Here is a 12,967-nt window from a genome sequence, read left to right on the forward strand (position 1 = left end):
GCATATGAGGTAATGTGCAAGTTTATGGAATTACCGGCATGCATTAATAGATTTTATCTATTAAAAACCTATTGACAATAGATTTATCACAATATCTCATGGTTTGATGATAGGTTGTGATAAACATTTTTTATAAGTTGATATTATCTACTATAAAACGTGATAACATAGGAATATGTTTGTGTCAACAAAGAAAGGAAATATATCAGTCAATTTAAATGAATCATGAAAACTAACATTTACACTCAAACAAATATTAAACAAATATTAAAAATAAAGTATATGAAAAACTTAAGAAACTTTGCGTTAGGAGCGCTAGCTGTTGCCTCTTTAATAGCCTGTAATGATGATGATGATAATCCAGGAATTCCTGATGTTCCAGCACAATCTGAAGCACAATCTATTTTAACAGCATTTGCTGAAGATGGAGGTACTCCATTTGATGCAGCAACGGCAGTACAATTTTCAAGTGATTATAATGTGTTTATTCCTTCTACATACGGATTAGACTTAAATTTATTATCTCCGAGCAATCCTTTTGGACCAGTAACACGATTACCTTTATATAAAGGATGGGATCCTAATGGAAACCCTGTAGATTACATCATTACAGAAGCTTCTGATAGAGAAGTAGCAACAATACTAGGAGTTGTTTATGCGCCTAGGATGGCAGCAGCAGTAGGTAGTAATGGAGTGCAAAATGTACAAATAGTAGATGGTAGACTAGCTTTTCCAGGTACAGTAGATTTTAGTCCTTCTAGATCAGTAACACCTGGAGATCCTAATATTGCTGGATCACCTAATGAGGCTACAGGAAGTGCTTTCCCACCTAGTGCTGTATCACCTGGAGCTGTAGGAGATAGTGAATGGTCTTCTTTTGTAGTATTACCTAGTGGAGTAGTATTAAACGCTCAATTAATGGCAAATAGTACAGGAATACACGATAGAATACCTAAAATACAAGAAGATAACCAGAACAATGTTAACTTAGATCGTACAAACAGAGCGGTTGTACTTCAAATTCTTGATGGATGGCATGATGGTGGTAAATACTACTACCACTTAGTAACAGATGCTTCTCAACAAGGGCCAGCAGCTATTGAGCAAGGTGTGTATGCATCAAAGTTAAATGACCTTCCTACATTCGGTGTTTTCCCTGATGGTTCATTATTAGGATTCTCCCCAGTAGGAAATGGAGTAGCAGGCGAACAAGGATTAGATACAACTACATTAGATCAATCTATTGACCCAGTAAATATCTTTCCTATAGACCCAAGTAATGAGTTGTTTTCTCCTATGTGGGATGCTCATATTAACATGTGGACAGAAGATGCTATAAGTCAAGGATTGCGTCGTGTAATTACAAGTACTGATGATCTTAGAACATTAGTAGATGGTGGATGGGTAACGTCATTTGTAGGTAATCTACAAGGTCCATCAAATCCATTTATTGCAGGATTAAACCCAACAGGAGCATTAATTAACTGTCCAGTAATCGCACAGCCTAATGCTTCGGTAATAGGAACAACGGTAGGAACACCATGGAATAACTAGTATTCTATTTAGTTTTTTTTTACACGAAGACCCCAGTAACGATGCCGTTGCTGGGGTTTTTATTTGTGTAAAATGTAATATTAAAACCACCCATGAAAAACTACGTTTTTCATGGGTGGTTTTTTTTCTGAGAATGCAATAAACTTTATTCTCTATAATCTAACTTCTTACTCGGCAACACTACCTTGACTTACTGTGGTAGAGCGATCTATTTTTTTAATCAAGCCTTGTAATGCTTTTCCTGGACCTACTTCTATAAATTCTGTAGCGCCGTCTTTAATCATCTCTTGAATAGACTGTGTCCATTTTACAGGTGCAGTAAGCTGGTAGATAAGATTGGTTTTAATGTCATCTGTGTTTTCTACGGCAAATGTGGATACATTTTGATAAATAGGACACATAGGTTTATTGAATTCTGTGCTTTCTATTGCTTTAGCAAGTTCTTCTCTCGCTGGCTCCATTAATGGTGAGTGAAAAGCACCACCTACAGGTAAAATTAAAGCTCTTTTTGCTCCTTTTTCTTTTAAGATTTCGCAAGCTTTTTCTACTGCAGGAATAGCTCCTGAAATTACTAACTGTCCAGGACAGTTATAATTTGCTGCTACTACAACACCTTCTACATCTTTACAAACTTTCTCCACGTCTTCGTCTGCCATACCTATAATGGCTGCCATAGTGCTAGCCTGGTGCTCACAAGCTGCTTGCATAGCAAGTGCGCGTTTTGAAACTATTTTTAACCCATCTTCAAAGGTTAATGCACCTGCTGCGGTAAGCGCACTTAATTCACCTAGTGAGTGTCCTGCTACCATATCTGGTGCAAAATCATCACCCATCATTTTTGCAAGAACAACAGAGTGTATGAATATAGCCGGTTGGGTAACTTTAGTTTCTTTTAATTCTTCAGCCGTTCCTTCAAACATTATTTTTGAAATCTCAAAACCTAGAATTTCATCTGCTTTTAAGAATAATTCTTTTGCTGCTGGATAAGTATCGTATAAGTCTTTACCCATTCCTGTGAATTGAGCTCCTTGACCTGGAAAAACGTATGCTTTCATTTTATTTGCGTTAGTTAATGTGGTAAAAATAATGTAATAACTATTAATTACTAAAAGAACTGTATAGAAGTCTCAGTTTTCAGTTGCAGTTTGCAATCTTAGTATCAGTTTTATTTTTCACTTCGTTAAAAAATATGACCAGTTGTATTGAGTTACTCTTTTCCTACTCCAAATTTCCCTGGATTGTTGATCATATAATTAATTAGTTTCCCAACTTCTTTAGATTTTGCAAGTAAAGGCTCTTGCTGAGATTCGGTAATGTAGTGACAAGCTAGAGCATATTTTAACCAAACCAAAGTTTCTGAATTTTCTCCATCTGCATCTGTTAGTTTACTTATAAAATGTTTTGGATACCGTCTTTTTCTATAAGCTTCAGCAATATTAGCATTAACACTCCTAGAAGATCTTCTAATTTGATCGGTTAGACTGTATTTTTCTTCATTTGGAAACGACTTACTTAATTTAAAAATTTCCATTGCATTTTCAAAAGCCTTTTTGTAAGCTAATAAATCTTCAAAATCCATTGCGTCTATTTTATTAATTGCTAGATTCAATATTTCAAATTAGATAGGAGATCACATTATTCACAACTAATTAACTCTGTGACTAAATCTCCATAACTAATTAAACCTGTGACTGAAACCTGCGACTGCGACTAAAAACTATTTTCTCACCCAAGTTTCATAATCAAAACTATAAGCATGCTTCTCATCTGCAGGATGGTGTAGTGATGTTTTTATCTCCCATTTTGTAGTATCTATTTTTGGGAAATACGTGTCTACGTCAAATGTGCCGTGAACCCTCGTTAGCTCTATCTCATTAGACATAGACATGGCTAGTTTATAAATCTCGCCACCACCTATAATAAAAGGGTTATTATCACCAGTAGTAGTTGCAAGAGCTGTTTCCATATCATGAACTACTATACCGCCGTCTGCTCTGTAATTTTTATCTCTAGTTAGTATTACATGGGTACGGTTAGGTAACGGTTTAGGAAAACTTTCAAAAGTTTTACGTCCCATAATGATGTGATGTCCTGTAGTAAGTGATTTAAATCTCTTAAAATCATCTGGTAAATGCCATACGAGATCGCCATCTTTACCCAGCTCATTATTCATTCCTGCAGCAGCGATCATAGTAATTTTACGATCGGCATTTGGATTATCTATAGATAACGTGGTTTTAGGAGCTACGTATTCCTTTTGTACTTTCTTTTCTAATTGTGTGATGCGTTCTTTTTGTTTCTGCACCAGTTTTGCATATTGTCTCTTTTCCCATTCAGGACCTAGCAGCCTTTTAGTAATAAACACATTGAAAGCGTGGTAACAAAGTAAGAGCAACCATGCAAAAATTACCCATATCCACCATTCTATATCTAGAATGCGTATAGGTTCTACTTTCATAAGCACTTGACTAATTATAATTAGTCCTACCGCACCTACTAGAAAAACAATAAAATGAGTAAAGAGACCACGCTTTTGCTTAATGCGTTTTTGCGCATTCTCAATCATTTCTTTTTGCTCTAAATCAATTCCAGGTATATCTTTTTTCTTTCTACCGAACATTCTAGTTATTTTTATACTCAAATTTACGCTATTATCCACATAGACGTTCTTAGCAATTGTATAAAATGATCGATCAATTTCCTATTCTTAAAGAATATACTTATCTCAATACGGCAAACCATGGCTTACTGTCTCAAGATATAGTGGACTATCGCGCTTCTCTAGATTTAAAAATGCGAGACCAGGCTTCTCTTTTTACTAATAATCGCCATGTGTTTATAGAAGAAGTAAGAAATACGGTAGCAAATTTCATGGACGCCGATCCTGATTTTACAGCCGTGATTCCTAATTTTTCTACCGCTTTTAATACCTTAATTAACGGTTTTGACTCTGCAAGTAGTTTTTTACTTTTAAAAGATGACTATCCATCAGTTAATAATCCTGTAGACGCTCGAGGGTTTAATACACATTATGTGGTTATTGATGAGCAAATGGAGCAAAATATTATGGCAGTTTGTGAGAAGGAGCAGCCAGATTTCTTCTGTTTTTCTATGGTTCAATACATATCTGGTATTAAGATGGACTTAGATTTCTTGAACGATCTAAAAAAACGATTTCCTAAAACAACTCTCATTGCAGATTTTACTCAGTATGTAGGTTTTGAAGAATTCCGCTTTCGCGAAAGCGGAATAGACATCATCCTCGCGTCCTGTTATAAATGGTTGCATGCAGGAGATGGAAATGGTTTTATATGCGTGAAAGAAGAGGTACAGGAATCTATTTTTCCTATTGAGAAATTAGATGGTAATGCAAATAGTGGCATAAAGTCTAACGTAAATTTTATAAGCACTTTTGAACCTGGTCACCAAGATATGATGGCTTTTGGGACGCTGCAACAAGCTATTATTAAAGCACATGAATTGGGGTGGAAAACAATTAGTGAACCTATAAAGGAACTGGCGCTTAAGGCAAAACTAGCTTTTCAAGAACGAGAATTACTTTCTACCGTCGTTTGTGCTAGAAAAAATCATTCTTCTATTTTCAATATAAAAGGAGATCAAGAGTTATATGACAAATTACTACAACATAAAATTATTACCTCCTTGCGAGGCGATGGGCTTAGAATAAGTTTCTCTTATTTTAATACAGAAGAGGACTTGATTAAGTTGTTGGAAGTCTTAGATTTGTAGTGCTATGATCACATTTATGAAAAAGTTCCTTGTACTTTGCCTAATTTTATTTTCACAATTCGGTTTTTCTCAAAATCCGAACGACTGTATAGACGCCATTTTACTTTGTGGTGATACAGATCTAGGAATAATTCCCTCAGGTATAGGTAGAAACGAGTTTGCACAATTCGGTAATCCAGTGCCGAGTTGTTTTAATTTTCAGACAGATCAAGCCTGGTTTAGGGTAGAAATAGAGACTACAGGAACTTTTAGTTTTGCATTAACACCTGACGCACCTCAGGCCGATTATGATTTTGCGGTTTTCGGACCGGTAATAAATTGTGATAATCTAGGGCCTGCCATACGTTGCTCTAGTACTAATCCATCTGATGCTGGCGTTACAGGTGATACAGGTCTTAATGACACAGAGGTGGATTTAACTGAAGGTCCTGGGCCTAATGGAAACGGTTTTTTACAGGAAATAACCGTTACGGCAGGAGATGTATATTATATAGTTATAGGTCTAGCAGTAGGTAATGGTGGTTTTTCACTATCTACTAGCGGTAGTGCTACATTACCACCATCACCTACGGCAAATGTTGTTGCAGATCTAGATGTTTGTGATAATTTAGGAGTACAAGATGGTTTTAGAGAATTTGATTTCACACCACTCGATGCAGATGTCCTTCTCGGACAAGCTAATACAACAGTGACTTATCATGAATCACTTAATGATGCTAACATAGGTATTAACGCACTTACTTTTCCTTATACTAATGTTTCAAATCCACAGGAGATATTTGTGCGTGTTATAAGAAATGATTCTAACTGTACCGATTTTACACAGTTTACTGTAGAGGTAGACGATACTAACGTGGCGACAGATGTAGATCCTTTTATTATATGTTCTGATAATGCTACAGAAGTTTTTGATTACAATACGGTAATTGATACACTGGTTCCTAATAATGCCAACTTAAACATTTCTTACCATCTTACTACTGCAGACGCTAGTAGTGATACCAACCCACAAGGCTCTACATTTACTGCCACTACTACCGAAGAGTTTTACTTTATTAAAGTAATAGACCCAACAGGATTAGCGTGTGAATACATTTTAAACACTTCTCTTTTTGTTGCAAACCCACCATTGATCGCTACGCCTAACGATCTTGTATTGTGTGATGACGATTTTGATGGTTTTTTAAATGTCACCTTAAGTAGTCAAAATACTGATATTTTAAATGGTCTAGACCCAGCTTTACATCAGGTACGATTTTATGCGACACCTGCTGACCGTAGTCAGGAGCAAAGCGCATTAGGTAATACGTATACCACAACTCAAAATCCGCAACGTATTTATGCACGAGTTACAGAAACGAGAACCTTGTGCTTTGCAGACGTAGAATTTGATATAACCATTAATCCTAGACCAGTACTTGCAGCCCAAGATGATATTATTGTTTGTGTAGATGCTGTTAATTCAACGAGAATAAGTGTGGAGACAGGTTTTGATCGTTATGAGTGGAGTACCGGAGAGATGGGTGCTACTTTAAACAGTATCGAGATAGATCAACCTGGAGATTATACAGTGACGGTAACTAATAATTTTGGCTGTCAGAGTTCATTAACTATTACCGCTCTACCGTCGGATATAGCTGTGATAGATGATATTATTACACAAGATTTTAGAAACGGAGATAATACAGCACAATTTATCGTTTCAGGCCCTGGAGATTATGAATTTTCTGTAGATAATGGCGCTTTTCAAGACTCTAATTTCTTTTCTGGGCTCTACAAAGGGTTTCATACAGTTAGAATACGCGATAAAAATGGTTGTGGTACGCTAACTCAAGAATTTGTGGTATTAGATTATCAGCGCTTCTTCACACCTAATAATGATGGTTTTCATGATTATTGGACACTAGACGGCATCACTACTTCGCCAGAAGCTGTGATTTTTATTTATGACCGATACGGCAAGTTGTTGCATCAAATGGCACCGCTAGGTCCAGGATGGGACGGTACTTATTTAAATACACCGTTACCTTCTAGCACTTACTGGTTTACGTTACAAATACCCAATAAGCCATTGGTTAAAGGTTATTTTGCTTTGAAAAGATAGATTTTCTTTCTCGCTTTCGCGAAAGCGAGAACAGTATTCCAATTTTATTCTTACTGTTAGCTTTTTTAACAGATAATTATTAATGATAAGGTTACTAATATTTAGATACTATAACTTAAAAAGCTTAAATAGATGTCGTTAATCGATAAATAACTATGTAGTTTATCGATAGCAGCCTCTCTTAATCCTTTAAATCAGTATTTAGTCGATAATAAATTTTTGCATCTTTGATAAATTCATTTTATTTCTATACTCATTTATTTTGCAGTTATAACCTGGTATTATGAAGTTTACAAAATTAATTGCGACCCTGACTTTTTTATTAACTGTTACTATGACTACTGCTCAGGTAGGAATAGGTGTTGCGCAACCGGAAGCAGCATTAGACATTAACTCAACCGACTCTGGTGTTTTGATGCCTAGGATAGGTTTGCTCTCTGCAACAGACGCAACGACTGTTGTTAATCCGGATGGTGGTGCGTTGGTAAATGGAACCATGATATGGAATACAGGAGATGCTGGTTTAACACCAGCCGGATATTATTTTCATGAAGATGGTGTGTGGTATGAAGTAGCTAGAGGTACTACTCCTCAAGTGTTTTTTGGTAAACTTATTATAAGCGCCAAAGGATCACTGAATATTACAGACGTTCCATTTAAACCAGAATCTATAGAATTCCTTGCCGTAAATAGAGTTCAAGATTATGATGAAACTTATAGATCTGACACTAACAATTCTAATGATATAAGAATGGCTGGTGGACAGACTATGGGATATGCTCAAACAGTAGGTGCAGGTATAGATCAACAGGTGATTTCTAGTGCAGCAAGTGGCTCAAGTCTTAATAATATAGGAACTTATTCTTCAGACAGTCACTGTATAGCAGCGTTTTTTGTAAATAACAATGGTGAGCCTATACATGATAATGGAACGGCAACTGGCGGTACAGATGCAGAAGGCGGATTAATATCTGCATCATTACAATCTTTTGATGCCTCTGGTTTTACTCTTAATGTAGATAATTACTTAGGAGAGTCTTCTACTGGAGTGAGAACAAATCAAATAGTGGTTATTTACAAAGCATATAGATAATTAGTAAGTATTGTAAACGAACAACTTCTTAATATAAAAAAAAAGACCTTCGATAGCAGGTCTTTTTTTATAGTTTAATGCGCCTCTAACCAATTCATCCCAATTCCAACTTCTACATCAAGAGGAACACTCATTTTATAAGCGTTTTGCATCTCGTCTTGAATAAGCTTTTTCATATCTTCTAACTCGTCGTTATGAATGTCAAAAACCAATTCATCATGAACTTGTAACAACATTTTAGACTTGCAATTCATATCTTCAAACTTCTTGTGTATGTTGATCATGGCAATTTTAATAATGTCTGCTGCGCTACCTTGTATCGGTGCGTTTACTGCATTACGTTCTGCTGCGCCACGTACGATACCGTTAGAGCTATTGATATTATTTAAATAACGACGTCTTCCTAAAATCGTTTCTACATAACCATTCTCACGAGCAAAATCCACTTGGTCCTGCATGTAAGTTTTAAGTTTAGGATAAGTAGCATAATAGGTGTCGATCAATTCTTTTGCTTCTGCACGAGTAAGATCGGTTTGATTACTTAAACCAAAGGCACTTACACCGTATATAATCCCAAAATTCACCGTTTTCGCATTGCTACGTTGTTCTCTAGTCACATCTTCTAGTGCTACATTAAAAACTTTGGCAGCTGTAGAGGCGTGAATATCTTCACCGCTTTGGAATGCAGCGATCATGTTTTCTTCTTCACTTAACGCAGCAATAATTCTTAATTCTATTTGAGAATAATCGGCAGCGAGTAGTGTGTAGTTTTCATCTCTTGGGACAAATGCTTTACGCACCTGACGACCACGCTCTGTACGTATAGGTATATTTTGTAGGTTAGGATCTGTAGAACTTAATCTTCCCGTCGCAGCTACCGTTTGCATGTAATTAGTGTGTATGCGTTTTGTATGAGCATTTACTTGTAGCGGTAATGCATCTACATAAGTAGATTTTAATTTGCTTAAACCTCTATAATCAAGAACATTTTGAATAATCGCGTGATCCTTTGCGAGGTAACTCAGTACGTCTTCTGCAGTAGAGTATTGACCAGTTTTAGTCTTTTTAGGTTTTTCAACCAGGTTTAATTTTTCAAATAGAATAATTCCTAACTGTTTAGGAGAACCTATATTGAATTCTTCTCCAGCAACTTCATAAATATCTTTTTCTAGTTGTGCAATATCAGTTTCTAGATCACCAGAAAGGGAGTTTAAAAATTCTTCGTCTAGATTAATACCTTCTATTTCCATAGCAGCCAGTACATCTAGTAAAGGCATTTCTATATCGTTAAAAAGTTTATCGGTTCCTGCGCTAGCCAATTCTGGGGTAAAATGTTCTTTTAATTGTAATGTTATATCGGCATCTTCTACCGCATATTCTTTTTGTTTTTCTAGATCTACATCACGCATAGAAAGTTGGTTCTTCCCTTTCTTACCTATCAGTTCTACTATAGATTGCGGTGTGTAGTTCAAATAAGTTTCTGCCAGCACGTCCATATTGTGACGCATATCTGGATTAATAAGGTAATGAGCCAGCATGGTGTCGAACATAGGTCCTTTTACATCGACTCCATATTTGTCTAATACTTTGATATCGTACTTTAAATTCTGACCTATTTTTTCAATGCTTTTGCTTTCAAAAAATGGTTTTAATTCATCTACTATAGTTTGTGCAGCATCACGATCTTCTGGAATAGGTAAGTAAAAACCTTTTCCTTGTTCCCAAGAAAAAGCAATTCCTACTAACTCGGCAGCAAGAGCGTCTAGACCTGTGGTCTCTGTGTCAAAACAAACGCTAGATTGTTTCATTAAAGACTGTAAGAACAATTTAGTTCCCATTCCTTCTTCTACTAACTGGTATAAGTGATCACTGCTAGCAAGACTATTGCGTCCTGTAGATTGTGCTTCTGTAGTGGTGCCAGAACCTGGAGCGTCAAATAAAGAGAACTGTCCAGCGCCAGCGTCGTCAGTTTTAGTGCTTTTAGTTTTAGTCTCTGGTAATTCTTTAGAAAATATTTTTGCTAGCGTTTCCTTTGCACGACGAAATTCTAACTCGTCAAAAATGTCGTGAACCTCTTCTACGTTAGGGTCGTCCAGTTCGTATTTTTTGGCATCAAAGGTTACCGGGCAGTCCAGTCTTATGGTGGCAAGTTTTTTAGAAAGAAGACCTAACTCTGCATTAGCGATTACTTTTTCTTTCATTTTACCCTTAAGCTGGTCGGTATTTTCTAGTAAACCTTCCATAGAACCGTACGCAGCGATAAATTTCTTAGCTGTTTTATCACCTACGCCAGGTAATCCTGGGATGTTATCACTCGCATCACCCATCATTCCTAGGTAATCGATTACTTGTTCAGGTCGCTCTACTTCAAATTTCTTTTGTACCTCAGGAATTCCCCATATCTCAATTCCATTACCCATACGGGCAGGTTTGTACATAAAAATGTTTTCAGACACTAGTTGTGCATAATCCTTATCTGGTGTTACCATGTAAGTAGTAAAGCCTTCCTTTTCAGCTTGTTTTGCTAGGGTTCCTATCAGGTCATCTGCCTCAATTCCTTCTACTACCTCTATAGGAATGTGCATTGCTTTAAGAATACGCATTATATAAGGAACCGCTATTTTGATAGCTTCGGGCGTTTCATCACGGTTTGCTTTGTAATCTTCGTACATCTCCACACGGTCTGCACTACCACCTTTATCAAATGCAACGGCTAGATATTCTGGTTTCTCACGTCTAATTACATCAAAAAGCGAATTTGTAAACCCCATAATGGCACTGGTATCCATACCGGCACTATTGATTCTAGGGTTCTTAATAAGTGCATAATAACCTCTAAATATCAAGGCGTAAGCATCTAGGAGAAATAATCTTTTATCGTTTGTACCGTCGTTAGTCATCGTGAAATTTTATGGACGCTAAAGATAAAAAACGAACCTAGGAAAATAAGAAATCTATAAGGCAATTATGACTTTTTATACACAAGGATGACCTGTGTAAAAAGCTATTTCTGTAAGAATGGATGGATAGGTGTTCCGCTTTCGCGAAAGCGAGATCAGAACAATTATTTTCTATAATGATGGCTCATCGATACTACTATCCTTAAAATCTTCTCTCAGATCTAAATTTCTAAAAGTAGGAGAGACCACTGCTGTAGTGATTACAGTAATTAATGTCATCGTACCACCGAATACCACGGCAGTTACTGTTCCCATTAATTTTGCAGTAACACCACTTTCAAAAGAACCCAGCTCATTTGAAGAACCGATAAACATGGAGTTCACTGATGCCACACGACCACGCATATGATCTGGGGTTTTGAGTTGGAGTATAGTCTGTCTTATAACCATAGAAACGCCGTCTGTCACACCGCTGAAGAATAAGGCGACTACAGAAACCCAAAAAGAAGTAGATAAACCGAAAATGATAATACAAACTCCAAATCCAAAAATGGCTGTAAGCAATTTCATACCAGCATTTTTACTGATGGGTATATAAGCGGTAGCAATCATGGTTAATATGGCACCTACAGACGGTGCGGCTCTCAAAATGCCAAAACCCTCACTACCTACACATAAAATATCCTGTGCAAAAATAGGTAGTAAAATCACCGCACCACCGAATAGAACAGAGATCATATCTAGTGTTAGTGCGCCTAGAATAGCTTTGGTATTAAATACAAAACTTAAACCTTCTTTTAAACTTTGTAAAATAGGCTCGTTGACTTTGGTATTTAAGATGGGCTTTTTAGAAATAAGGAAAACGGTAAAAAATGATAACACGACTAGACTGAAAACAATACATAATGACCAGTGTACGCCGAACCAGTTAATCGCAAAACCGGAAAAAGCAAGTCCTACTACAGATGCTATTTGCCAGGCAGAACTGCTCCAAGTAGCTGCGTTAGGATAGACTTTTTTAGGTACGATAAGAGCAATCAAAGAAAATAGAATAGGACCGAAAAACGATCTTAAAAAACCGCCAAAAAATACCAAGGCATAAATACTATAAAGAATAGTACTGGTAGACCAGTCGCTTACTATTTCTGGCCACGTAAGAAGAAATAATCCTAAACTAATTAGAGAAAATGCGGCAATACATAGCGCTAGGAGATTGCGTTTTTCTTTTTGATCTACTATGTGACCTGCAAATAATGCCATAGAGAACGCCGGTACAAATTCCATCAAACCTATTAATGCTAGCGACCATGGATCTTTAGTTAAAGAGTATACCTGCCACTCGATAACTATAAATTGCATGGACCAACCGAATACTAGGAGAAATCGCATTAACAAAAACGTGTTGAACTCCTTAATTCTTAATGCTGCGTATGGATCGTTTTTTGTCAAAATAATAGAATGAGGTATTGAGAGTGTAAAATTAAAGTATGTCTACGGTATAAATTTTACTTTTTAAGTAAAAACACCGAGGTTTTTGCTGGTAAATTATTTTGAATGATTTTCATT

Annotated in this window: 9 protein-coding genes; 4 read left to right on the forward strand and 5 right to left on the reverse strand. The window is 36.5% G+C overall.

Going from position 1 to position 12,967, the window contains the following annotated elements; translation table 11 throughout:
• Positions 1 to 282: 282 nt before the first annotated feature.
• A complete protein-coding gene (locus LY01_RS03770; RefSeq protein WP_104514732.1) occupies positions 283 to 1,554 on the forward strand; it encodes a hypothetical protein in 1,272 nt (423 codons plus the stop codon).
• A 167-nt stretch (positions 1,555 to 1,721) separates the two neighbouring features.
• Here LY01_RS03770 and fabD read toward each other — a convergent pair whose 3' ends face one another.
• From fabD to LY01_RS03785, 3 genes are all read right to left on the reverse strand, one after another.
• Positions 1,722 to 2,609: an ACP S-malonyltransferase gene (gene fabD / locus LY01_RS03775; RefSeq protein ID WP_104514464.1), complete on the reverse strand. Its 888-nt coding sequence runs from the start codon at positions 2,607 to 2,609 to the stop codon at positions 1,722 to 1,724.
• Between the two features lie 152 nt (positions 2,610 to 2,761).
• Complete coding sequence (locus LY01_RS03780) at positions 2,762 to 3,133, reverse strand: four helix bundle protein (RefSeq protein ID WP_104514733.1); 372 nt, start codon at positions 3,131 to 3,133, stop codon at positions 2,762 to 2,764.
• Between the two features lie 138 nt (positions 3,134 to 3,271).
• The gene (locus tag LY01_RS03785) at positions 3,272 to 4,195 is read right to left on the reverse strand and encodes a dihydrofolate reductase (protein WP_317044676.1); all 924 of its coding nucleotides are present in this window, start codon (positions 4,193 to 4,195) and stop codon (positions 3,272 to 3,274) included.
• A gap of 44 nt (positions 4,196 to 4,239) precedes the next feature.
• Between LY01_RS03785 and LY01_RS03790 the strand changes: the two genes are divergently transcribed.
• The 3 genes from LY01_RS03790 (at position 4,240) to LY01_RS03800 (ending at position 8,501) form a co-directional block, all read left to right on the forward strand.
• Complete coding sequence (locus LY01_RS03790; protein ID WP_104514466.1) at positions 4,240 to 5,304, forward strand: aminotransferase class V-fold PLP-dependent enzyme; 1,065 nt, start codon at positions 4,240 to 4,242, stop codon at positions 5,302 to 5,304.
• 16 nt (positions 5,305 to 5,320) lie between these two features.
• Positions 5,321 to 7,408 (forward strand): T9SS type B sorting domain-containing protein, encoded by a 2,088-nt coding sequence (locus tag LY01_RS03795; protein ID WP_104514467.1) that lies wholly within the window; start codon positions 5,321 to 5,323, stop codon positions 7,406 to 7,408.
• Between the two features lie 283 nt (positions 7,409 to 7,691).
• Positions 7,692 to 8,501, forward strand: coding sequence for a hypothetical protein (locus tag LY01_RS03800; RefSeq protein ID WP_104514468.1), 810 nt, complete (start codon positions 7,692 to 7,694; stop codon positions 8,499 to 8,501).
• 74 nt (positions 8,502 to 8,575) lie between these two features.
• Here LY01_RS03800 and polA read toward each other — a convergent pair whose 3' ends face one another.
• Complete coding sequence (polA, locus tag LY01_RS03805; RefSeq protein ID WP_104514469.1) at positions 8,576 to 11,401, reverse strand: DNA polymerase I; 2,826 nt, start codon at positions 11,399 to 11,401, stop codon at positions 8,576 to 8,578.
• Between the two features lie 171 nt (positions 11,402 to 11,572).
• Positions 11,573 to 12,850 (reverse strand): MFS transporter, encoded by a 1,278-nt coding sequence (locus tag LY01_RS03810; RefSeq protein ID WP_104514470.1) that lies wholly within the window; start codon positions 12,848 to 12,850, stop codon positions 11,573 to 11,575.
• Positions 12,851 to 12,967 lie beyond the last annotated feature (117 nt).

Origin of the sequence: Nonlabens xylanidelens, from assembly GCF_002934445.1 — a bacterium.
Lineage (GTDB): Bacteria > Bacteroidota > Bacteroidia > Flavobacteriales > Flavobacteriaceae > Nonlabens > Nonlabens xylanidelens.